General features: G+C 66.3%; 23 protein-coding genes. 13 read left to right on the plus strand and 10 right to left on the minus strand.

Features of this window, described 5'->3' with window-relative positions; translation table 11 throughout:
• Positions 1–2 precede the first annotated feature (2 nt).
• Genes BSZ14_RS07080 through BSZ14_RS07090 form a run of 3 tightly spaced genes read right to left on the minus strand, consistent with a single transcriptional unit; the run spans position 3 to position 2,217 of the window.
• Entirely contained in the window at positions 3–815 is an 813-nt protein-coding gene (locus BSZ14_RS07080) for a shikimate dehydrogenase family protein (protein WP_076710382.1), read from the minus strand.
• Complete coding sequence (locus BSZ14_RS07085) at positions 815–1,402, minus strand: Maf family protein (protein WP_076710383.1); 588 nt, start codon at positions 1,400–1,402, stop codon at positions 815–817. Before BSZ14_RS07085 ends, BSZ14_RS07080 begins: the two co-directional genes overlap by 1 nt.
• Complete coding sequence (locus BSZ14_RS07090) at positions 1,399–2,217, minus strand: pyruvate, water dikinase regulatory protein (RefSeq protein WP_042486930.1); 819 nt, start codon at positions 2,215–2,217, stop codon at positions 1,399–1,401. Before BSZ14_RS07090 ends, BSZ14_RS07085 begins: the two co-directional genes overlap by 4 nt.
• A 318-nt stretch (positions 2,218–2,535) precedes the next feature.
• Between BSZ14_RS07090 and hemE the strand changes: the two genes are divergently transcribed.
• From hemE to rho, 3 genes are all read left to right on the plus strand, one after another.
• The gene (hemE, locus tag BSZ14_RS07095; RefSeq protein ID WP_076710384.1) at positions 2,536–3,558 is read left to right on the plus strand and encodes a uroporphyrinogen decarboxylase; all 1,023 of its coding nucleotides are present in this window, start codon (positions 2,536–2,538) and stop codon (positions 3,556–3,558) included.
• Positions 3,555–4,016: a CopD family protein gene (locus BSZ14_RS07100; RefSeq protein WP_076710385.1), complete on the plus strand. Its 462-nt coding sequence runs from the start codon at positions 3,555–3,557 to the stop codon at positions 4,014–4,016. The genes hemE and BSZ14_RS07100 overlap by 4 nt, the downstream gene beginning before the upstream one ends.
• Before the next feature lie 323 nt (positions 4,017–4,339).
• Positions 4,340–5,596 carry a transcription termination factor Rho gene (gene rho, locus BSZ14_RS07105; RefSeq protein ID WP_042486922.1) on the plus strand — a complete coding sequence of 419 codons (1,257 nt, stop codon included), beginning with the start codon at positions 4,340–4,342 and terminating at the stop codon, positions 5,594–5,596.
• 338 nt (positions 5,597–5,934) lie between these two features.
• Here rho and BSZ14_RS07110 read toward each other — a convergent pair whose 3' ends face one another.
• Positions 5,935–6,426: an outer membrane protein assembly factor BamE gene (locus BSZ14_RS07110; protein ID WP_042487090.1), complete on the minus strand. Its 492-nt coding sequence runs from the start codon at positions 6,424–6,426 to the stop codon at positions 5,935–5,937.
• A 147-nt stretch (positions 6,427–6,573) separates the two neighbouring features.
• On the opposite strand from BSZ14_RS07110, the gene BSZ14_RS07115 reads away from it, so the two are divergent.
• A complete protein-coding gene (locus tag BSZ14_RS07115) occupies positions 6,574–7,107 on the plus strand; it encodes a ubiquinol-cytochrome C chaperone family protein (RefSeq protein ID WP_042486919.1) in 534 nt (177 codons plus the stop codon).
• The gene (locus BSZ14_RS07120) at positions 7,104–7,631 is read left to right on the plus strand and encodes a YceD family protein (RefSeq protein ID WP_042486914.1); all 528 of its coding nucleotides are present in this window, start codon (positions 7,104–7,106) and stop codon (positions 7,629–7,631) included. The genes BSZ14_RS07115 and BSZ14_RS07120 overlap by 4 nt, the downstream gene beginning before the upstream one ends.
• Positions 7,632–7,798: 167 nt before the next feature.
• Here the strand turns inward: BSZ14_RS07120 and BSZ14_RS07125 are convergent, their stop codons facing one another.
• Positions 7,799–8,332, minus strand: a complete 534-nt coding sequence (locus tag BSZ14_RS07125) for a SixA phosphatase family protein (RefSeq protein WP_076710386.1) — start codon at positions 8,330–8,332, stop codon at positions 7,799–7,801.
• Positions 8,329–11,067, minus strand: coding sequence for an ATP-dependent DNA helicase (locus BSZ14_RS07130; RefSeq protein ID WP_076710387.1), 2,739 nt, complete (start codon positions 11,065–11,067; stop codon positions 8,329–8,331). The genes BSZ14_RS07125 and BSZ14_RS07130 overlap by 4 nt, the downstream gene beginning before the upstream one ends.
• A gap of 314 nt (positions 11,068–11,381) precedes the next feature.
• Here BSZ14_RS07130 and BSZ14_RS07135 point away from each other — a divergent pair, with 314 nt between their 5' ends.
• A complete protein-coding gene (locus BSZ14_RS07135; RefSeq protein ID WP_076710388.1) occupies positions 11,382–12,956 on the plus strand; it encodes a lysine--tRNA ligase in 1,575 nt (524 codons plus the stop codon).
• Between the two features lie 40 nt (positions 12,957–12,996).
• On the opposite strand, the gene BSZ14_RS07140 is transcribed toward BSZ14_RS07135, so the two are convergent.
• Positions 12,997–13,698, minus strand: coding sequence for a dienelactone hydrolase family protein (locus BSZ14_RS07140; protein ID WP_076710389.1), 702 nt, complete (start codon positions 13,696–13,698; stop codon positions 12,997–12,999).
• 70 nt (positions 13,699–13,768) lie between these two features.
• On the opposite strand from BSZ14_RS07140, the gene BSZ14_RS07145 reads away from it, so the two are divergent.
• From BSZ14_RS07145 to BSZ14_RS07170, 6 genes are all read left to right on the plus strand, one after another.
• Positions 13,769–13,993 carry a DUF6489 family protein gene (locus BSZ14_RS07145; RefSeq protein ID WP_042486898.1) on the plus strand — a complete coding sequence of 75 codons (225 nt, stop codon included), beginning with the start codon at positions 13,769–13,771 and terminating at the stop codon, positions 13,991–13,993.
• A gap of 8 nt (positions 13,994–14,001) precedes the next feature.
• Positions 14,002–15,288 (plus strand): tRNA uridine-5-carboxymethylaminomethyl(34) synthesis GTPase MnmE, encoded by a 1,287-nt coding sequence (mnmE, locus tag BSZ14_RS07150; RefSeq protein WP_076710390.1) that lies wholly within the window; start codon positions 14,002–14,004, stop codon positions 15,286–15,288.
• Between the two features lie 69 nt (positions 15,289–15,357).
• Entirely contained in the window at positions 15,358–17,193 is a 1,836-nt protein-coding gene (mnmG, locus tag BSZ14_RS07155; protein WP_076710391.1) for a tRNA uridine-5-carboxymethylaminomethyl(34) synthesis enzyme MnmG, read from the plus strand.
• Complete coding sequence (gene rsmG, locus BSZ14_RS07160; protein WP_076710392.1) at positions 17,190–17,804, plus strand: 16S rRNA (guanine(527)-N(7))-methyltransferase RsmG; 615 nt, start codon at positions 17,190–17,192, stop codon at positions 17,802–17,804. Before mnmG ends, rsmG begins: the two co-directional genes overlap by 4 nt.
• Positions 17,801–18,592, plus strand: a complete 792-nt coding sequence (locus BSZ14_RS07165) for a ParA family protein (protein WP_076710393.1) — start codon at positions 17,801–17,803, stop codon at positions 18,590–18,592. The genes rsmG and BSZ14_RS07165 overlap by 4 nt, the downstream gene beginning before the upstream one ends.
• On the plus strand, positions 18,589–19,512 hold the full coding sequence (locus tag BSZ14_RS07170; RefSeq protein WP_076710394.1) for a ParB/RepB/Spo0J family partition protein: 924 nt from the start codon (positions 18,589–18,591) through the stop codon (positions 19,510–19,512). Before BSZ14_RS07165 ends, BSZ14_RS07170 begins: the two co-directional genes overlap by 4 nt.
• A gap of 175 nt (positions 19,513–19,687) precedes the next feature.
• Here BSZ14_RS07170 and BSZ14_RS07175 read toward each other — a convergent pair whose 3' ends face one another.
• Both BSZ14_RS07175 and BSZ14_RS07180 read right to left on the minus strand, forming a co-directional pair.
• Entirely contained in the window at positions 19,688–20,356 is a 669-nt protein-coding gene (locus BSZ14_RS07175) for an HAD family hydrolase (RefSeq protein ID WP_076710395.1), read from the minus strand.
• Complete coding sequence (locus BSZ14_RS07180; protein WP_076710396.1) at positions 20,353–21,012, minus strand: YggS family pyridoxal phosphate-dependent enzyme; 660 nt, start codon at positions 21,010–21,012, stop codon at positions 20,353–20,355. The genes BSZ14_RS07175 and BSZ14_RS07180 overlap by 4 nt, the downstream gene beginning before the upstream one ends.
• Before the next feature lie 22 nt (positions 21,013–21,034).
• Between BSZ14_RS07180 and BSZ14_RS07185 the strand changes: the two genes are divergently transcribed.
• The gene (locus BSZ14_RS07185) at positions 21,035–21,541 is read left to right on the plus strand and encodes a thiamine phosphate synthase (protein WP_338012076.1); all 507 of its coding nucleotides are present in this window, start codon (positions 21,035–21,037) and stop codon (positions 21,539–21,541) included.
• Here the strand turns inward: BSZ14_RS07185 and BSZ14_RS07190 are convergent.
• On the minus strand, positions 21,538–22,170 hold the full coding sequence (locus BSZ14_RS07190; RefSeq protein ID WP_076710398.1) for a TonB family protein: 633 nt from the start codon (positions 22,168–22,170) through the stop codon (positions 21,538–21,540). The genes BSZ14_RS07185 and BSZ14_RS07190 overlap by 4 nt on opposite strands.
• Between the last annotated feature and the right edge of the window lie 32 nt (positions 22,171–22,202).

The following is a 22,202-nucleotide window of genomic DNA, read 5'->3' on the forward strand; positions in this document are numbered from 1 at the left end:
GATCATCGCAGCAGGATCGCGCGCAATTCCGCGTCCCGCTCGCGCGGCGGGGCCGCGCCGAAGAAGCGCTCGAACGCCACCGCCGCCTGGCCGATCAACATCTCCAGCCCGTCGATCGTCGCCAGCCCCCTCGCCCGCGCCGCCGCCAGCAGCACGGTTTCAAGCGGCGCATAGACGATGTCATAGACGACCGCGTCCCCCGGCAGCGCCGACAGATCGAGGTCGAGCACCGGCTGGCCGGTCATGCCCAGGCTGGTCGCGTTGACGACCAGGGCGCTGGGAGGAACGGCGTCACCGATCGGCAGCGCCTGCCCCTCCAATCCGAAGGACGACAACAGCGCCGCCCCTTTATCCACATTGCGGTTGAACAGCGTGACCGGCCCGACGCCGATCCCCGCCAGCGCATAAAGCACCGCACGCCCGGCGCCCCCTGCCCCGATCACCGTCACCGGCCTGCCCGCCAGATCGAAGGCTTTGAGAGGCGCGGCAAAACCCGCAGCGTCGGTGTTGGTGCCGACCAAAGCGCCGTCCGCGTCGCGAAACGCGGTGTTGGTCGCCCCGATCGCGGTCCGCACATCCTCTCGATCCTCGACATGATCCAGCGCGGCGATCTTGTGCGGCACGGTGATGTTGCAGCCGCGCCAGTCCGGATCGACCTTCCGCGCGGCGAAATAGGCGGGCAGCGCGTCGGGCGTGACATGGGTGGCGCGATAGTCCGCCTCGATCCCCAGCGCCTTCAGCCAGAAGCCGTGGATCTTCGGCGATTTGCTATGGGCAATCGGATCGCCGATCACTTCGGCATAAGGAAGGGCCATCAGGCGGGCATCCAGCCGCGTTCGCGCAAATAGCCCAGCACGGGCAGCAGCGGCATGCCGAGAATGGTGAAGTGGCTTCCCTCGATCCGCGAGAAGAGCTGCACCCCCGGCCCCTCGATCCGGAAACAACCGACGCAACCGGCGATCTCCGGCCATTCCTGATCGAGATAGCGGTCGATGAACGCACCCGAAAGCGGACGGACATGCAGCTTGGCGCGCTCGACATGCCGCCAGACCGGGCGGCCATGTTCGGCGATGACGGCGGCGCTCCAGAGTTCGTGACTCCCGCCGCTCATCCGCGCCAGATGCTCGGCCGCCTCCTCGCGGCTCTCCGGCTTGTCGAGCAAGGTGCCGTCGGCCAGCGCGACGACGGAATCGGACCCCAGCACCGGCGCCGGCCCGGCATTCGCAGACACCTTCACCGCCTTCATCTCGGCCAGCGCGTCGGACAGGTCGCGCGGGGAAGCCCCCGCCATCGCCGCCTTGACGCCTGCTTCGTCGACCCGCGCGGGCAGCGCTTCATAGGTGACGCCCGCCGCGTCGAGCATCGCCCGGCGCGAGGCGCTTTGCGAAGCCAGGATAATCATGCCTCGGCCTTTCGTTGATTTACCAATGAGATGATCGCCGCCGCCGTTTCCTCGATCGAGCGGCGGGTAACGTCGATCACCGGCCAGTCATTGTCGGCGAACATCCGCCGCGCAAAGGTGAGTTCGCGGTTCACCGCCTCCTGCTCGACATAATCGGTGTCGGGCGCCTGGTTCAGCGAGAGCAGCCGGTTGCGCCGGATCGCGATCAGCCGGTCGGCGCTGGTGGTCAGGCCGACGACCAGCGGCTTTTTCAGCTTGAACAGAAAGGGGGGCGGGGGGCTTTCGACCACGATCGGGATGTTGGCGGTCTTGTATCCGCGATTGGCGAGATAGATGGACGTCGGCGTCTTGGACGAGCGGCTGACCCCCGCCAGCACGATATCGGCCTCTTCCCATTCCTCCCAGGCGATGCCGTCGTCATGCGCGATGGTGAACTGGATCGCATCGACCCGCGCGAAATAGGCGGCGTCCAGGACGTGCTGGCGGCCGGGCCTCATCTTGGCCTGCACGCCCAGCAGCCCCGACAGCGCAGCATTGACCGGATCGAGTGGCGCGACCGTCGGCAGGCCCAGCGCGTGGCAGCGGCTTTCCAGCACGCGCCGCGTCGTCGGGTTGACCAGCGTGTAGATCACTAGCCCCGGATTCTGCGCGATCTCCTGCAGGATGCGCTCCAGATGACTCTCGGTGCGGACCATCGGCCAGAAGTGCCGGACGGTTTCCACATCGTCATATTGGGCAAGCGCCGCCTTCGCGATGTTCTCCAGCGTTTCGCCGGTGGAATCGGACAGCAGGTGCAGATGGAGGCGCGTCGTCATGGCCGGTCTAATGACTCTGTGGATAACATGTCGCGAATCGGTAGCGTAACTTCGCCGACCGGCCAAGCGGCGGACCGGCGGTGGATAACGACCGATTCGTCCACAATGAATCTCACAGGTCCGATTCTTTTCCACAGCCTGTGAGTTACGGGGGTCATGAATCCGAATCCCGTTGAATCGGCGATTCCCCATGAGTCAACGTGTTGGCATATCGGGGAGAGCCGCATAATCCCGACAACCAACGTGCCAACCACTTCAACAATCCATTCTTAGAATCTTCTTTAATAGAAGAAGGGGGGTCTCCTGACCGACGTTGCGATTCAAAAGCCCCTGCTCGCCGTGCTGAACGGAGAGCGGCAGGCGACGCCGCCCATGTGGCTCATGCGACAGGCCGGACGCTATCTGCCGGAGTATCGCGCGCTGCGGGCGGAGAAGGGGGGCTTCCTGGCATTGGCCACCGATCCGGAGGCCGCGGCCGAGGTGACGGTGCAGCCGATCCGCCGGTTTGGCTTTGACGGCGCGATCCTGTTCTCCGACATCCTGATGGTCCCCTGGGCATTGGGACAGGACCTCAGCTTCGGGGCGGGGGAGGGGCCACGTCTGGCGCCTGCGCTGGTCGATCATGCGCTGAATGCCCTTACGGCCGTGCCTGAGCGGCTCGATCCGGTCTATGCAACCGTGGCGCGGGTGAAGGCGCAATTGCCCCCACAGACCAGCTTCCTGGGCTTTGCGGGCTCTCCCTGGACGGTCGCGACCTATATGGTGGCGGGGCAGGGGTCCAAGGACCAGGGCGAGACGCGGCGGTTCGCCTATGCCGACCCGGCCGGGTTCGGGGCGATCATCGATGCGATCGTGACCATGACCATCGACTATCTCGCGGGGCAGGTCGCCAACGGGGTCGAGGCGGTGCAGCTGTTCGACAGCTGGGCGGGGTCGCTGTCCCCGGCGCAGTTCGAGCGCTGGGTGATCGCGCCCAATGCCGCGATCGTGGATGGTTTCCGGGCACTCTGTCCGGGGGTGCCGGTGATCGGCTTCCCCAAGGGCGCCGGGGGCAAGCTGCCCGCCTATGCGCGTGAGACGGGTGTGGATGCGGTCGGGCTGGATGAGACGGTCGATCCGGTCTGGGCCGACACCTATCTGCCCGAAGGGCTGCCGGTGCAGGGCAATCTCGATCCGCTGGCGCTGATCGCGGGCGGCGAGGCACTGGACGGGGCGGTGGATCGCATCCTGGCGGCCTTCACAAAGCGGCCGCATATCTTCAACCTGGGGCACGGCATCCTGCCCGACACGCCGATCGCGCATGTCGAGCGGCTGATCGCCCGTGTGAGGAAAGACCGATGATCGGATTGTTGGGGGCCGCCTATGAATGGGTGAAGGCGGCGCATATCATCTTCGTGATCTTCTGGATGGCGGGGCTGTTCATGATGCCGCGCTATCTGGTCTATCATCAGGAGGCGCTGGTCGCGGGCGATGCCACCGACGCGGCCCGCTGGGTCGAGCGCGAGGGCAAGCTGCGCAGCATCATCCTGACGCCTGCGATGATCGCGGTGTGGGTGCTGGGGCTGCTGCTGGCCGTGTCGCTGGGGCTGTTTGCGGGCGTAGCGGGTCTGGGCTGGCTGCACGCCAAGCTGTTCTTCGTGCTGCTGCTCAGCGGCTATCATAGCTGGATGGTCGGCTATGCGAAGAAGCTGGCGAAGGGGCAGATGACGCTCAGCGGCAAGCAACTGCGCATGATCAACGAGGTGCCCGCGCTGGCGGCGACGATCATCGTCGTGCTGGTGGTGATCAAGCCGTTCTGACACCCGCTGCTCCCTTTTTCTCCCCTCCCGCAGGCGGGAGGGCGCCCCTTTCTGACTCCCCTCCCGTAAACGGGAGGGGCTGGGGGAGGGCAGGGAGTCTCACCGAGACCGACCCCTGCGGCTTTCCCTCCCCCATCCCCTCCCGCCTGCGGGAGGGGCGTGAGACTCAGCTGCGGTAGGTATTCCCCATTGACTTGGGGCACCCCCAATCCTAACTCCTCCCCCGTACGGCGCGGTCCTCGCGTCGGGTACGCTTCCTTATCGACAGCCTCGTTTCGCCGCGATCCTCGCCGACCGACGCCCTCCGACCATCCGGACCGATCATGCATCTGAAAGACCTCAAGAAGAAAACCCCCGCCGACCTCGTGCAGCTGGCCGAGGAATTGGGGGTCGAGAGCGCGTCGACGCTGCGCAAGCAGGACCTGCTATTCGCCATCCTGAAGGAACAGGCGGAAAAGGGCGACCAGATCATGGGGCTGGGCACGATCGAAGTGCTGCCCGACGGTTTCGGCTTTCTGCGTTCGCCGGAGGCCAATTATCTTGCCGGTCCCGATGACATTTATGTCTCGCCCAACCAGGTCCGCAAGCATGGCCTGCGCACCGGCGACACGGTGGAAGGCGAGATCCGCGCGCCCAAGGACGGCGAGCGCTATTTCGCGCTGACCAAGTTGACCAGCGTCAATTTCGACGATCCGGAAGCGGTCCGCCACCGCGTCAATTTCGACAATCTCACGCCGCTCTACCCCGAGCAGAAGCTGATCCTCGATCCCGCTGATCCGACCCAGAAGGACAAGTCGGCGCGCGTCATCGACATCGTTTCGCCCCAAGGCAAGGGCCAGCGCACGCTGATCGTCGCGCCCCCGCGCGTGGGTAAGACGGTGATGCTGCAGAACATCGCCAAGGCGATCACCGACAACCATCCCGAAGTCTTCCTGATCGTCCTCCTCATCGACGAGCGTCCGGAAGAAGTGACCGACATGCAGCGCTCGGTGCGCGGCGAGGTCGTGTCCTCGACCTTCGACGAACCGGCGCAGCGCCACGTCCAGGTCGCCGAGATGGTGATCGAAAAGGCCAAGCGCCTGGTCGAACACAAGAAGGATGTCGTGATCCTGCTCGACTCGATCACCCGTCTGGGCCGCGCCTACAACACCGTGGTGCCGTCGTCGGGCAAGGTGCTGACCGGCGGTGTCGACGCCAATGCGCTCCAGCGGCCCAAGCGCTTCTTCGGTGCGGCGCGTAATATCGAGGAGGGCGGCTCGCTCTCGATCATCGCCACCGCGCTGATCGACACGGGCAGCCGCATGGACGAAGTGATCTTCGAAGAGTTCAAGGGCACCGGCAACTCGGAAATCGTCCTCGACCGCAAGGTGGCGGACAAGCGCATCTTCCCGGCGATGGACGTCGGCAAGTCGGGCACCCGCAAGGAAGAGTTGCTGGTCGAAAAGGACAAGCTGTCCAAGATGTGGGTGCTGCGCCGCATCCTGATGCAGATGGGCACGATCGACTCGATGGAATTCCTGCTCGACAAGATGAAGAACTCGAAGACCAACGAGGATTTCTTCGACTCGATGAACCAGTAAGGCGTTTCGGGGGCTTCGGCCTCCGACGCTACGGCTTTGTGGGTTCGCTGGCGGCAAACATGCCCGCTTGCGAACCCATTTTCGTTTTCGGGCGTTAGCAGGCCCGATCCCACCCCCTTTCGGGATCGTGCCGGTCCAAGCACGGCACGGCCGCGTCGTTGCTTAACACGCGACGCGGCCAAACGGGGGGCATCGATTGCCCCTGCCTTATCCCCAACCTCCGTTCAGCCTGAGCGAAGTCGAAGGCCAAGGGAATCCTTGGCCCGCAATGGGGCATGCACTTCGACTTCGCTTAGTGCGAACGGCGTTCGGTATTGTAGGAAAAGCTATCCCAGCCCTTACGGCCGGGTGCGTCCGCCACCCATGCCGCCGCCCTGGCCGCCACCGGCGCCCGGCGCGCCGACCGCGCCGATATTGCCGAACAAATCCTGGAAGAAGCCGCGCTGGCGACCCAGGGTCGGGGTGGTCTTGCCATAGGGATTGATATCGGCGACCTGATCGACACCGGCGCGGCGGATCGTCGTGACGTTGCCCGCCTGGTCGAAGCTGATCTGCAACGTGATCTGCGACACGGGCTTGGGGAGGGTATAGCCCAGGTTGCGGCTGTCGCGGGCGACATAATACCAGTCGCCACCGCCGAACTGGCTGGAGATGGTCGGCGTGCCCAGCGTCTGGAGCACCGACTGGCGATTGTCGACGCCCGGCTGGATCGAGTTGACGAGATCGGTGTCGACCACATAACCCTGGTGCGACCGCAGCGGCGTACAGGCCGACGCCGCCAGGGCCAGGATCAGGCCCAGCCCGAGGGCGCGGGTGGAAGAAACGCTCATCATTATCTCCGGGCCGGACGATCGGCCGCACAGGCAGCTATACAGGCGGTCGATCCGCTCGACCGTCACCCCCTCGATATGCCAAGGGAAAGGCGCATACAAGCAATTCGCGCGCAACTGATCGTGCGGCAGGAAGGGGAGGGGCACATGGCCTTGGGCTGGCTCAGGCAGGGGATCGCCCGCTATTTCGGGCGCGATGCGGATGCGGCACTGCCGTTGTACAATGCCGTCGTGCTGCGCGCGCGGGCGGAACACTGGTATCTGGACGGGGCGGTGCCCGATACGGTCGACGGCCGGTTCGACATGATCGCGGCGGTCCTGTCGGTGGTGCTGATCCGGCTGGAGGCCGAGCCCGAGGGCGTGGAGCCCGCCGCGCGGCTGACCGAACGCTTCGTCACCGACATGGACGGGCAGCTTCGCGAACTCGGTATCGGGGATATCGTGGTCGGCAAGCATATCGGCAAGATGATGGCGATGCTCGGCGGTCGCCTGACCGCCTATCGCGAAGGGCTGGCAGGGGATAAGGCGGTGATGGACGCCGCGCTGGTCCGCAACCTGTACCGCGGCGCAGCGCCTGCCGATAGCGGCGCGGTTGCCCATGTTCGTGAGGCGCTTCGCGCCCTACATGAGCAATTGGCGGCCACTTCGCTCGCTCGCCTTACCCTTGGAGACCTGCCGTGACCCCCGAATGGAGCCGCCCCGAAAAGATTGATACGATCGGTGAGCGTGAAAAGCCCGTCTCGATCGACACGACCCCCGATGAACGCCGGGCGCTGGCCGGGCGGTTCAGGCTGCTCGCGGTCGATGCCTTGTCGGCGGAACTGGTCGTGCGGCGCGATGCGGCGGGCATCCTCGTCACCGGCACGGTGCGCGGATCGGTAGTGCAGCCCTGCTCGGTGACAGGCGACCCGGTGCCCGCCAAGGTCGACGAGCCGGTCGCGTTGCGTTTCGTCGAACCCTCTACCCATGGCGGCGACGAGGAAATCGAGCTGTCCGAGGACTCGCTCGACACGATCGAGATCGAGGGCGGCACGATCGACCTGGGCGAAGCGGCGGCCGAAACCATGGCGCTGTCGCTCGATCCGTTCCCGCGCAGCCCGAACGCGGCGACCGTGTTGAAGGAAGCGGGCGTGATCAGCGAAGACGAAGCGCGCCCGCTCGGCGCCCTGGCCGGACTGAAGGCCAAGCTGGAAGGCAAAGGCTGACCCAACTCCTCCCCAAGCTGGGTTTGGGGAGGGGGGTGTGGGAGCGATGGTAGAGGGGCAGGGCGAAAGGGTCGGCGAGGATTCCTGGAGCGTGATGACATCAGCTTGATCCACCCCTCCCCTTCAGGGGAGGGGCAGGATCGGATCATCCGTTTCAGGAAAAGACCCTACGCCGCATCCGGTCCCAGAGTCGGGTCCAGATCGCGCGGCCGGATGAACGCCACCAGCGTCGCGCCATGCGCGCGCGCTTCGGCCCAGCGATCGATCGGCAGCGTCATCTGCGCCACCGTGGCGGTCGGATATTTATCCTTCACCCTTTCGCGCAATTCCCCGTCGAGCGTCAGGTCGAGGACCAGATCCTCCAGCCCCGGATTATGCCCGACCATCAACACATGCTCCGCCGCGTCGGGCATCGCATGGACCAGATCGAGCAGGCTGGGGGCGGAGGCCAAGTACATCGCCTTGTTCCAGACCGGCTCCAGCGTCTGGCCGTAACCGCTCCATATCTCGTCCAGCGTTTCGACCACCCGCACGGCGGGGGAGGCCAGGACATGGTCGAACGCGAATCCTTCGGCCTTCAGATGCCGCCCGATCATCGCCGCCGCGCGCCGTCCCTTGGCATTGAGCGGACGATCGAAATCGCGGGCGACGGGATCGTCCCAGCTCGACTTGGCATGGCGAAGGAGCGTCAGCGTCTTCATCGGATCGGTGTCTCCGGGGCGGCGGCTGGCAGGATTTGGCTATCCCCATGCCCTATCGGTGCGTCGGAGGAAAGCCGCCCCGCAACCCGCGCGACCGCTTCGTCGAGCGTCACCCGGGAAATGGCGACGCCGGGAGGAAAGGCGTCGAGCAATCGCGACGGCATGGCAGCGGACAGCAGCACGAACGCCCCGCGATCGTCGGCGCGCCGGATCAGCCGTCCGAATGCCTGCGCCAGCCGCGCGCGAACGATCCGGTCGTCATAGGCGCTGCCGCCCCCCGCCAATCTGCGCGCGGCGTGGAGCACGGTCGGCTTGGGCCAGGGCACGCCCTCCATAACGACCAGCCGCAGCGACGAGCCGGGAACGTCCACCCCGTCGCGCAACGCATCGGTGCCGAGCAGCGAGGCCGATGGATCGTCGCGAAAGATATCCACAAGCGTGCCGGTGTCGATCGGATCGACATGCTGCGCGTGCAGCGCCAGCCCGTCGCGCGCCAGCCGGTCGGCGATCCGGCCATGCACGCCGCGTAACCGCCGGATCGCCGTGAACAGCCCGAGCGTCCCGCCCTTGGCTGCCGCGATCAGCCGGGCATAGGCATTGGCAAGCTGGGGAATGTCCCCGCGCTTCACATCGGTGACGATCAGCACTTCGGCGCGGGTCGGATAGTCGAACGGACTCTCGGCGACGAAATGGGCGGGGCCACGCGCCAGATGCGGCGCTCCCGTCCGCGCCTCCGCCACGTCCCAGTTTCCCCCGGCCCGCAAGGTCGCCGATGTGACGAGCGCACCATGGGCGGGCTTCAGCACGATCTCGGCAAAGGGGCGCGTGGGGTCGAGCCAGTGGCGATGAAGACCGATATCATATTCGCGCCCCTCGACCCGATCGACCGCCAGCCAGTCGACGAAATCGGGATCGACCGGGCCGCCGATCCGCGCGAGCAGCGACAGCCAGGCCGCCACCGTCTCCGCACGCCACGCGATCGAGGCGATCGCCCCTTCTACCCGCGCACGTGCCTGTCCGTCGAGCCAGTCGGGTGCCTCCTGCAACACCGCCTCCAGCCGCTGGCCCAGGGTCACGAGCGGGCGCAGCAGCGCATCGAGCGCGTGGGCGGCTGGCCCCGCGGCCTCGATCAGCGCGGGCGAGGGATCGGCCAGTTCGGTTTCCAGCCCATAGCCCGCATCGCCCGGCTGCTCGGCGCGCGCAAAGGCCAGACCGCGCACCGCCGCCAGCAACGCCTCGATCGGGCCGAAGGGCTGGCCCTCCGCCAATCGCCCCAGCCAGCCCTCGCTTGCCAGCGCGTGCGCCGCCTGTACCGCATCGCCGATCGCGCGGTTGCCGCCCTCGTCATAGCTGGCGACATCGGACAGCCGGGCGGCAAGGCCCCGACGCCGACCCCGCGATCCGGCCTCGGGGCCGAGTATCCAGCGGCGCAGCTCGATCGTCTCCGATCCGGTCAGCGCGGTGGCGAACATCGAGTCCGCCGCGTCGAACAGGTGATGCCCCTCGTCGAACACATAACGGGTCGGCCGCGTCTGCGTCTCGCGACTACGTGCGGCGTTGACCATGACCAGCGCATGGTTGGCGATAACGATATCCGCCTGTACCGACGCGCGCGCGGCCCGCTCGATGAAGCATTTCCGATAATGCGGGCAGCCCGCATAGACACACTCGCCGCGCCGGTCGGTCAAGGCCGCCGACCCGTTGCGACGGAACAAGGTGGTCAGCCAGCCGGGCAGGTCGCCGCCAACCATATCCCCATCGGCGGTATAGGCCGCCCAGCGCGCGACCAGTTGCGCCAGCACCGCCGCGCGTCCGGCGAACCCGCCTTGCAGCGCGTCCTCCAGATTGAGCAGGCATAGATAATTCTCGCGACCCTTGCGGGTGACGACGCGTTCCTTGCGCAGCACGGCATCGGGGAAGATGCGCGCGGTCTCACCGCTCAGCTGGCGTTGCAGCGCCTTGGTATAGGTGGATATCCATACCGCGCCGCCCGCCCGCTCAGCCCAGAGGCTGGCGGGGGCGAGATAGCCCAGCGTCTTGCCGATTCCTGTGCCCGCCTCGGCCAGCACCATATTGGGCGTGTCGCGCACCGCACGCGGCGCGAAGGCGGCGGAGACGGCGGCGGCATAGGCGCGCTGGCCTGGGCGTTCCTCGGCACCGTCGCCGGTCAGGCGTCGCAGCCGCTCCTCCGAATCCTGCGGCGGCAGTTCAATGGTGCGGGGGGCGGGGCGGGGGGCGTCTTCCTCCCATTCCGGCAGCGCACTGAACAGCCAGCGTTCGTTGCGCTCGGGCCGGGTGAGGCGTGGGCCGATCAGCGGCGCCCAGGGCCAGCGGAGCCGGGCCAGGCTCTGCGCAGTCGTCCACGCACCCTCACGCTCGGGCCATGCGCCGTCCGGCGTGGCGAGCAGTGTCTCGGTGGCGCGGAGCAGGAAGGCGGCCACGTCCGCATCGCTGTCCGGCGGCTCCAATCCACAGGCGCGGGCGAGGCCATGCGGCGTCGGAACCGCGAACTGGGCGGGACGCAAGAAGGCGAAGAGTTCGAGGATGTCGAGCCCGGACAGCTCGGCATAGCCCAGTCGCTGGCCGATCAGCGGGGCGTTGAGCAGGATGACCGGCGTTTCGGACGCCAGCCCGATCGCCTCGCCACGTGAGACGGCGCGGGTCTGTCCCCCGGTGGAAATCCACACACCGCTATGGCTGGCATGAAGGGCGGGGTGGGGGAGTGCAGTCACCATCGTGATTTGGGGGAGTGGGAACAGGTTGGCAACGGGGGGAGGCTCATTTCATGGATCGCTTGTGGCTAAGCCCTCCCAAACCCCTCCCACTTGCGGGAGGGGCTTACCGCGTGAGGCGCGCTTTCCTTTTCCAAAAAGCACGCCCCTCCCGCAGGCGGGAGGGGATGGGGGAGGGAACGCGAGGCAAGACCACCCCATCTGTTCCACGTGGAACAAGCTCGACCTGTGGATAACCCTGTGCATGAAGTGCGAGCATATCGTGGAAATCGCAAAATACATTGTGCATCACGCCCCGGCTTGCCAGAGGCAAAGCCATGACAGACGAACTCCGCTCCACCGCTCTCGAGTCCAAGGCCTGGCCCTATGAGGAGGCTCGCAAGCTCCTCAAACGCTATCCCGACGGCAAGCCGGGCGGAGAGCCGATCCTGTTCGAGACGGGCTATGGTCCCTCAGGGCTCCCGCATATCGGCACGTTCAACGAAGTGCTGCGCACGACCATGGTCCGCAACGCCTTTCATGCGCTGTCCGACCAGAAGACCCGGCTGATCGCCTTTTCGGATGACATGGACGGTCTGCGCAAGGTGCCGGACAATGTGCCCAACCAGGACATGTTGCGGACCCATCTCGGCAAGCCGCTGACCCAGGTGCCCGATCCGTTCGAGAAGTTCGACAGCTTCGCCGCGCACAACAACGCGATGCTGCGCCAGTTTCTCGACCGCTATGGCTTCGATTACGAGTTCGCCTCCTCGACCGAATATTACACCTCGGGTCGGTTCGACGACGCGCTGCGGCTGGTGCTGAAGCATTTCCAGGGCATTCAGGATGTGATGCTGCCCACGCTGCGTGCCGAGCGCCGCGCGACCTATTCGCCCGTCCTGCCGATCAGCCCCAAGTCGGGCATCGTATTGCAGGTGCCGGTCGAGGTGGTCGATGCCGAGGCGGGCCTGATCGCCTTCGAGGATGAGGGCGAGCGGATCGTCCAGTCGGCCTTGGGCGGCCTCTCCAAGCTGCAGTGGAAGGTCGACTGGGCGATGCGCTGGGTCGCGCTGGGTGTGGATTATGAGATGGCGGGCAAGGACCTGATCGACTCGGTTACCCAGTCGTCCAAGATCGCGCGCGTGCTCGGCGGGCGTCCGCCCGAGGGCTTCAACTATGAGATGTTCCTCGACGAACATGGCGAGAAGATCTCCAAGTCGAAGGGCAATGGCCTCAGCCTCGACCAGTGGCTGACCTATGGGCCGGAGGAGAGCCTGGCCTTCTTCGCCTATCGCGAACCCAAAAAGGCCAAGCAGCTGCACATGGGTGTGATCCCGCGCGCGGTGGACGAATATTGGCAGTTCCGCACCAACTACCCGACCCAGTCGCTCAAGGAGCAGCTGGGCAATCCGGTGCATCACATCCATGACGGCAAGCTGCCTCAGGGCGAGCTGCCGGTGACGTTCGGGTTGCTGCTCAACCTGGTCGGCGTGATGGGGGAGGCGACCAAGGATCAGGTCTGGGGCTATCTCGCCAATTATGTGCCGGAAGCCTCGGCCGAAAAATACCCGGAACTGGACCGGCTGATTGACCATGCGCTGGCCTATGCCCGCGATTTCGTCGCGCCCACGCTCCAGCGCCGCGCGCCCGAGCCGCATGAAGCCGAGGCGCTGCGCCAGCTGGACACGCAACTCGCCGCGCTGCCCGAGGGGGCGACGGCCGAGGATATCCAGAACATCGTCTATGAGATCGGCAAGACCGACGCCTTCCCGTCGCTGCGCGACTGGTTCAAGGCGCTGTACGAGACGCTGCTGGGATCGGCGCAGGGGCCGCGCATGGGCAGCTTCATCGCGCTTTACGGTGTGGATAACAGCCGCAAACTGATCGCCGAGGCCCTAGCCAAGGCAGCATAACAGGGAAGGGGGGGAGCGGCAGGCTCCCCCCTTTTTCGTATCAGCGGAGATGCTCGGCGAAGAACGCCATGGTGCGTTCGTCCGCCAGCTTGGCCGACTCGTCCGACCGACGTTGACCGAATTCGGTCGCGAAGCCGTGATCCTCACCCGCATAATCGTACAACGTGACCTTGGGGTGGTCGTCCAGCCCCTCGTGCATCCGCTTCTGCGCATCCTTGTCGACGAAGTGATCTTCCTCCGGAATGTGGAGCAGGACCGGCTTGGCGATCGCATTCTTCTCGCCCAGCAGGCCGTCGATACCGACGCCATAATAGCCCACGCTGGCATCCACATCCGTCCGCGCGGCGGTCATGAAGGCGAGCCGTCCGCCCAGGCAATAGCCGACCACGCCGACCTTGAAGTCCGAACCATGCTCGTCGCGGATCGCCTTGATGGTCGCCTCGATATCACGAATGCCGCCGTCCTGATCGAACTGGCCCATCAGGTCGAGCGCCTGTTGCATCTCATTGGGGATGTCGGGGTCCAGCTCGATGCCCGGCGCGATCTTGTGGAAAAGGTCGGGCGCGACGGCCAGATAGCCCGCCTCGGCCAGCGTATCGCATTTGCGGCGGATGCCCGCATTCACGCCGAAGATTTCCTGGATGACGATGATCGCGGCGGTCGGCTTCCCCTCCGGCTCGGCATAATAGACGTTGAACTGGCCTTCGCCCTGCGTAGCGGCGATGGTCTTGGTGGCAGTCATGCGGGTCTCCTGTGGTCGTCGCGACGATAACGCCTTATGCCTCAGTTGGTCGCGTGATGGAGAATGGCTTGTGAAAGTGAATGTGGAAATCGACTGCACGCCCGAGGAGGCGCGCCGCGCCATGGGCCTGCCCGACCTGACGCCGATCCATGAACGCTATGTCCAGATGATGCTCGACACGATGCAGTCCGGCGTAAAGCCCGAGATGATCGAGGCGATGATGCGCAACTGGGCGCCGATGGGCGAGGCGAGCATGACCATGTGGCGTCGGATGTTCGAAGGGCAGAAGGGCTGATCCCCAGCATGTCCGACACGATCTTCGCCGTCTCCAGCGGACAGCCGCCCGCCGCCATCGCCGTGATCCGGGTGAGCGGCCCGGCAGCCTTCGCAGCGGCCGAGCGGCTGGGCGGGCGGCTGCCCCCGGCGCGCCGGGCCAGCCTGCGGACGTTGCGGGATGGAATGGAGGCGGTGTTGGATTCGGCGCTGCTCCTCTGCTTCCCCGGCCCGGCGACCGCGACGGGTGAGGATCTGGTCGAGCTGCATTGCCATGGCGGTCGTGCGGTCGTGGCGGCGGTTGAGCGGGCCTTGGCCGAACAGCCGGGCGTCCGCCGCGCCGAGCCGGGCGAGTTCACTCGGCGCGCGCTTCTCCATGGCCGGATCGATCTGGCGGAGGCGGAAGGGCTGGCCGATCTGCTCGAGGCCCAGACCGAGCGGCAGCGCCGGGCCGCGATCGGCGCGGTCGAGGGCCGGGTCAGCCAGGCGGTGCGTGGCTGGATGGACCGGCTGGCGATGCTGTCGGCAATGGTCGAGGCGATGCTCGATTTCGCCGAAGAGGATGATGTGCCGCTCGACCAGGCAGCGGTGGCGCGGATCAAGGGCGAGATGCATGACCTGGCCATCGCGATGCTGGAGGTGGTCGCGCGGCCGCCGGTCGACCGGCTTCATGATGGCATCCGCGTCGTGTTGGCCGGGCCGGCCAATAGCGGCAAGTCGACCCTGCTCAACCTGCTGGTGGAGCGTGAGGCGGCGATCGTCTCGCCGATCGCGGGGACGACCCGCGACAGGATCGAGGCGAGCGTGCTTCGGGGTGGTGTCGCCTATGTGCTGACCGACACCGCCGGTCTGGCCGAGGATACCGACGATGTGATCGAAGCGATCGGCGTCACCCGTGCGCAGGAAGCAATCCGCCAGGCGGACATCTTGTTGTGGATGGCCGATGCGCCTCCGCCGCGTGACGATGCGATCTGGCTCCATTCGCGTGCCGATCTGCCGGGGAGGGAGAGGCTGCCCCAGGGCAGGCGGCTGGCGGTGCGACGGGATGATGGGGCCAGTGTGGCCAGTGTCTGGGACGCGATTGCAGAGACCAGCGCTGCGCTATTGCCGCGTGAAGATGCGGTCGGGTTCAAAAGGCATCAGCAGGAGCAGTGCCGCCGGGCCGCCAATACCCTGATCGCGACGCAGACCGATGACGTCCTTTTGATCGCCGAGGAATTGCGGGTGGCACGACAGGCGCTGGCGGAAGTGCTGGGCGTCAGTGCCACCGAAACGATGCTCGATGCGCTGTTCGGACGCTTCTGCCTGGGCAAGTGAGTGTTCCACGTGGAACGTTGACCCTGCAATCGCTTTGACGCTGCCCGGTCCTTCCGGTAGGGCGGGGGTATGTTTGATGTCGTAGTGATCGGTGGTGGTCACGCGGGAACCGAAGCCGCTGCGGCGGCTGCGCGCCGGGGTGCGCGGACGGCCCTCTTGTCCTTCGATCGTCATGGCCTGGGCGCCATGTCCTGCAATCCCGCTATCGGTGGATTGGGGAAGGGCCATATCGTGCGCGAGGTTGACGCCTTTGACGGGCTGATGGCCTGTGCGGCGGACCAGGGCGCGATCCATTATCGTATGCTCAATCGGAGCAAGGGCACGGCGGTGCAAGGTCCGCGCGTTCAGGCGGACCGTCGTCGCTATGCCGCAGCGATCCAGGCGATGCTCGCCGCGCAACCGAATCTGACCATCGTCGAGGGCGAGGCCGAAGCACTCGTCCTCGAAGCCGATCGGGTCACCGGCGTGCAACTGGCCGATGGCTTGATCCTGTCGGCGCGGGCGGTGGTATTGGCGACCGGGACCTTCCTCGGCGGGCGGCTGTTCCGCGGCGAAGAGCGCCATCTCGGCGGACGTATCGGCGAGCGGGCGGCCACCCGGATGGCGGAACAGCTGCGTGCCCTGGGCCTGCCCATGGCGCGGATGAAGACCGGCACACCGCCGCGTCTTGATGGCCGCACCATCGACTGGGCGAAGCTGGACGAGCAGCCCAGCGATACCGATCCGTGGACCATGTCGCCGATGACGGCGGCGCGGCCGTTGCCGCAGATCGCCTGCGCGATCACCCGTACCACCGAAGAAACCCATGCGATCATCGCGGCGGCGTTCCACCGCTCGCCGTTGTTCACCGGCGCGATCGAGGCGAACGGGCCGCGCTATTGCCCGTCGATCGAGGACAAGATCAAGCGCTTCGCCGACCGCGACAGCCATCAGATCTTCCTGGAGCCGGAAGGGCTGGACGATCCTTTGGTCTATCCCAACGGCCTGTCGACCTCGCTGCCGACCGATGTGCAGGCGGCGATGATCGCCTCCATGCCGGGGCTGGAGCGGGCGGTCATCACACTGCCCGGCTATGCCGTCGAATATGATCATATCGATCCGCGCGCGCTTGATGCACGGTTGGGGCTGGGGGCGCTGGCGGGGGTGTTCTGCGCCGGTCAGATCAATGGCACGACCGGCTATGAGGAAGCGGCGGGGCAGGGGCTGATCGCCGGGCTCAATGCGGCGGCGCATGCCTGTGACCTGTCGCCCGTGATCCTCGACCGGGCGTCGAGCTATCTCGGCGTGATGATCGACGATCTGGTGTTGCAAGGCGTGACCGAGCCTTATCGTATGCTGACCGCCCGGGCCGAGTATCGCCTGTCGCTGCGCGCGGACAATGCCGAGACGCGGCTGGGTGGCATCGCCGAAGCCGCCGGGTGCCTGTCGGATGCGCGATTGGCGCATCGGCAGCGGCGGCAGGCGCAGCAGGCGTTATTGCGCGAGCGGCTGTCGGTGGTCCGCACTGCGTCCGATCTGGCACGCGGCGGTGCCGCTATTGCGCAGGATGGCGCACGACGGACGGCCTATGAGTGGCTGCGCTTCGACGGCGTGACATTGGCGCATGTCGCTCCCGACGCTGCCGAGGGTTGCGATCCGGCGGTGGTGGCCGAGACGCTGGAGGATGCGCGTTACGCTCCCTATGTCGAACGGCAGGCCGAGGAGGTCGCGCGTCTCCGGGCCGACGAACAGATCCTGCTATCGCCCGCGCTCGACTATGCCGCCATCCCCGGCTTGTCGCAGGAAATGATCGACCGGCTCAGCCTCGCACGCCCTGCCACGCTGGCGGCGGCGTCGCGCATTCGCGGCATTACTCCCGCTGCCCTGTCGGCAGTGCTTCTCTACGCTCGAAAGGTCGCCGCATGAACGAGGATCAGGCACGCGACTGGGCGGTCGGGCATTTCGGCGAGGAGGCAGTGGCGCGGATCGACTGGTTCCTCGACCGTGTGGTGGTGGAGAACGACCAGCAGAATCTGGTTTCACCTTCCACCATCGGCACGATCTGGAGCCGCCACGCGGTCGACTCGGCGCAGCTGATTCCCATGGCCGACCGGGCCGATGGGCAGTGGATCGATATCGGCACGGGTGGTGGTTTTCCCGGCATGATCGTCGCCATCGCCTGGCCTGGCCGGGTTGCACTGGTGGAACCACGCAAAAAGCGGGCGGAATTTCTGCAGGAGTGCGTCGACGGGCTCGGCATGGGGGACCGGGTGACGGTCCATGCTGCAAAGATCGAGGCGGTGCCGCTCCAGGCCGATATTATTTCTGCTCGCGCCGTAGCGACAGTCGAAAATCTTTTGCGCGCAGCCGCCCACTGCGGCAAACAGGAAACGCGGTGGCTGCTCCCGCGCGGCCGCCTGGACGAGCGCGAAATCAAGACCCTCAAGCGGCAATGGCGCTTCGTGTTTCACGTGGAACATAGCATCACATCGGCGGAATCGTCGATCGTGATCCTCGACCGAGTAGAGGCCCGATGATCTGCGTTGCCATCGCGAACCAGAAGGGTGGGGTGGGCAAGACCACCAGCGCCATCAATCTCGCCACCGCCTTGGCGGCCACGGGGCTGAACGTCCTGCTGATCGATCTCGATCCGCAGGGTAATGCCTCGACGGGCCTGGGCATTCCCAACAGCCAGCGCATGTTTTCCAGCTATCACGTACTGCTGGGCGAGGCGCGGATCGACGACGCGGTGGTGCATAGCCAGGTGCCCCGGCTGGACGTCGTGCCCGCCACGGTCGACCTGTCGGGGGCCGAGCTGGAGCTGGTCGATTATGAGAATCGGACCCACCGGCTGGACCATGCGCTGCGCCGGACGCAGGGCAATTGGGACATCGTCCTGGTCGATTGCCCGCCCTCGCTGGGGCTGCTGACGATCAACGCCATGGTGGCGTCCGACTCGCTGTTCGTGCCATTGCAGTGTGAATTCTTTGCATTGGAAGGACTGTCGCAGCTGCTGACCACGGTCGAGCGAATCCGCGCGCGGTTCAATCCGGGGCTGGCGATCCTGGGCGTGGCCTTGACGATGTATGACCGGCGCAACCGGCTGACCGACCAGGTGTCGGCCGATGTACGCGCCGTTTTGGGGGGTGTAGTGTTCGATACCGTGATTCCGCGCAACGTCCGGCTGTCGGAGGCGCCCAGCCATGGTCTGCCCGCGTTGATCTATGACCATCGTTGCGTCGGCAGCCAGGCCTATATCGCGCTGGCTCGCGAACTGATCGCGCGCCTGCCGCTCGGCAGCCAGCCGGGAGCGGCAGCGGCATGAGCGGCGAGACGGCCAAGCGTCCACGTCCCGGTCTGGGCCGCGGTCTGGGCGCCTTGCTCGGGGATATCGCGCGGGAGGCGACGATCCGGCCGGGCGATCAGCCGACGCCGGGGGGCGTGCGTATGCTGCCCGTCGGATCGCTGCAACCGCATCCCGATCAGCCGCGCCGCCATTTCGACGAAGCCGCGCTCGACGAACTCGCCGCCTCGATCTCGGCACGGGGACTGATCCAGCCGATCGTCGTGCGTCCGCATGGCCGCGACTATCAGATCGTCGCGGGCGAGCGCCGCTGGCGGGCGGCGCAACGCGCACGGCTGCACGAGGTGCCGGTCGTCATCCGCGATTTCGACGATGCCCAGACGCTCGAAGTCGCGCTGATCGAGAATATCCAGCGACAGGACCTGAACGCGATCGAAGAGGCGCAGGCCTATCAGCGGCTGGCGGGTGAGTTCGGCCATACCCAGGAAGCACTGGCCAAGATCGTCCACAAGTCGCGCAGCCATGTAGCCAACCTGCTGCGCCTGCTCGAACTGCCCGATACGGTGCAGGGACAGGTGGTCAACGGCGCGCTGTCGATGGGCCATGCCCGGGCGCTGCTGGGCGCGAACGAGGTCGAGGCGCTGGCCGATCAGGTCATCGCGCGCGGCCTGAGCGTTCGCGAGACCGAAAAGCTGACCCGGGAGGCCAAGGGTGGCGGTCGCAAGGGCTCGGACGAGGGCGAGAAGGGCGCCGCCAAGGTGCCGACCGGGCAGGACGCGGCGGATGCCGATATCGCCGCCTTGGAGGGCCAGCTCGCCGATCTGCTCGGCTTGTCGGTGCGTATCGCACATGGCGAGAAGGGGGGGACGCTGACCCTGAGCTATTCGACGCTCGATCAGCTGGACATGGTATGCCAGCGCCTGACAGGTGAGGGTATTTGAAAGGGATACGCCAGCATCCTTCTGGGACCGGCGCAATTTTCCTTTGATTTTTGAGGGGGGGGAGCTTCCCCCCTTTCCGTTCAGGCTGAGCGACGTCGAAGCGCATACCCGGCGCTATGCCACGAGGTTTATTCCCGTAGCCTTCGGCTTCGCTCAGGCCGAACGGAGGTGGGGGTCAGAACCCCAGTTCGCGCCGGACGTCCTCATAATCCTGTGCGATCGCGGCGACGCCGATGTCGCGCAGTCTTTGGTCATGGCCGACCGCGCAGTGCGTGCCCATGCACATGCCGATGACATGGCCGCCGCTCGCCACCGCCCCGGTCGCACCGACAGGAGAGTCCTCCAGGATCGCGCAATCCGCGATCCGCACGCCCAGCCGCTCGGCCGCGTGGAGATAGAGGTCGGGGGCGGGCTTGCCGCGAGTGACATGCTCGCGTCCGCTATAGATATGCTCGCCGAACAGCTCGCGCAGACCGATATGGCGCAGATGTTGGTCGATCCAGACAGTCGGGCTGGACGAGACGATCGCCTTGGGAAAATCGGCGGGGAGCGACTTCACGAACGCCACCGCGCCGCCGATCGCCGCCACGCCCTCGGCCATGGCGCGGATATCCTCGGCACGGCGGGCCTCGTAGAAGCTTTCGGGCAGGGTTTGGCCGATGCGGCCCTCGATCGCCGCGATGAAGTCCTTGCCCGCCAGCCCCATATAATGGTGCATCGCTTCTTCGGGCGTATGGGGATGACCATTGGCGGTCAGCCATTCGCCGAGATGGCGATTGCCTTCATATTCGCTGTCGATCAGGACACCGTCGAAATCGAACAGAAGGGCGGCGAAGCGGCTCATGCGCGTGCCCCGAACAGCGCGCTGCCGACCCGGACATGGCTGGCGCCGAGCATCGCGGCGACCTCATAATCCTCGGACATGCCCATGCTGAGCTTCGCCAGCCCCAGTTCGCGCGCCATCTTGGCGAGCAGTGCGAAATAGGGGGCGGCGTCCAGGCCATGCGGCGGGATCGCCATCAGGCCGATGATGGGCAGCCCGGCGCTGCGGGCCGTCTCCAGCATTGCAGGGGTCTCGGCAATGGCGCAGCCACCCTTTTGCTCCTCGTCGCCGATATTGACCTGAAGGAAACAGTCGGGCCGCTTTCCGCTCTTGTCCATTGCTTCGGTCAGTGCGGCGATCAGCGAGGGGCGGTCGACCGTGTGGATCACATCGAACAGCGCGACGGCGTCGGCGGCCTTGTTCGACTGAAGCTGGCCGATCAGGTGCAGTTCGACACCCGGATAGGCCGCACGCAGATCGGGCCATTTGGCGGCGGCCTCCTGCACCCGGTTTTCGCCGAAGACGCGGTGCCCGGCCTCCAGCAGCGGGCGGATCGTGTCGGCATCATGGGTCTTCGACACCGCGATCAGGGTCGGGGTCGCGTGCTGCCCGAGCTTCGCGGCGTGCTGAAGCTGGGCGGAGACGGTGGCAAGGCGGGAAACGCTGTCGTCGGTCATGCCCGGCGCTATAATACCCCCGATGGCCGACCGATACCCCGTGACATGGCTGATGACCGACGAGCGGCTGGGGGAGGGGCTTTGGACCGCGCTGCGCCGGCTGCCGCCCGGATCGGGGGTGGTGTTCCGCCATCATGCGACGCCGGCGGCCGAGCGGCGCGCGATTCATCGTCGGGTCTGGCGAATCGCCAGGGCGCGGGGGCTGGTGTTGCTGGTGGCCGGAGGGGGATTGCCCGGAGACGGCGTCCACAAGGCGGGGCGAGGCAGGGGGCTGCGAAGCTGGCCTGCGCATGACCGGGCCGAAGCGGTGGCGGGATGGAGGGCAGGGGCCGACCTGCTGTTCGTCTCGCCGCTATTCCCGACCCGCTCGCATCCGGGTGCTCCGGCCCTGGGTCCGGCACGGGCAATGAGAATCGGCAATGGACTCGGACTGGCGCGAATCGCACTGGGGGGCATGAATGCAAAGCGCTTTCGCCGGTTGCGCGGGGTGTTTCATGGCTGGGCCGCGATCGATGCCTGGACCGCCTAAGGCCGCCCCTGTCCGCTGGCCGGGTCCGCCAGCCGGAAAGCAACGCTGAAATTCCGTATGCCGACGGGTGCAATGTCGGGAGACTCGCTGTGCGGCGGGGTGATGGAAAGTTTGGCGGCGGCAATCTTGCAAACCGCTTCGTCCACGGCGCCGCCACCCGATTGGACGATCTGGCATTCGGTCACGCGGCCCTTGGCATTGAAATAGAGGCGGGCTGCGACCGGTGCAGTCGGAGGAGACTGTAACGGGGATAGTGACAGCATGAGCTGGATGACCGGCGATATCGCGGAGGGGCCTATCGACCAGGCCGCCATCTCGCGATGGGTGCCGCTGACGGGGGAGCCGGTCGCATCGAGCGCAGGCTTGAAGCGGGCTTTGCGACGCAACAGGGTACAGGTTCCGGTATCGAGCGCCACCGATCCGCTGCTTTCGGTAACGACGCAGTTCGTCACGCGGCCATGATCGTCAACGGACAGAAGCGTGCTGACGATCCCGCTTTCTTCCTTCTGCGCAGCCCGGGTAGGATAGTCATTGGGCTGAAACAGCGTGGTCGGGTTCAGTAACTTGGGCGGCTGCGCGAGGGCTTCGGGGCGTTGAACTGCGAAGGCCAAGACCGTCAGAAAGACCAAATCGTCACCCCCCGCCGCTGTTGCAGGACCGA

Source organism: Sphingomonas sp. Sph1(2015) (genome assembly GCF_001970915.1).
Classification (GTDB): domain Bacteria; phylum Pseudomonadota; class Alphaproteobacteria; order Sphingomonadales; family Sphingomonadaceae; genus Sphingomonas; species Sphingomonas parapaucimobilis.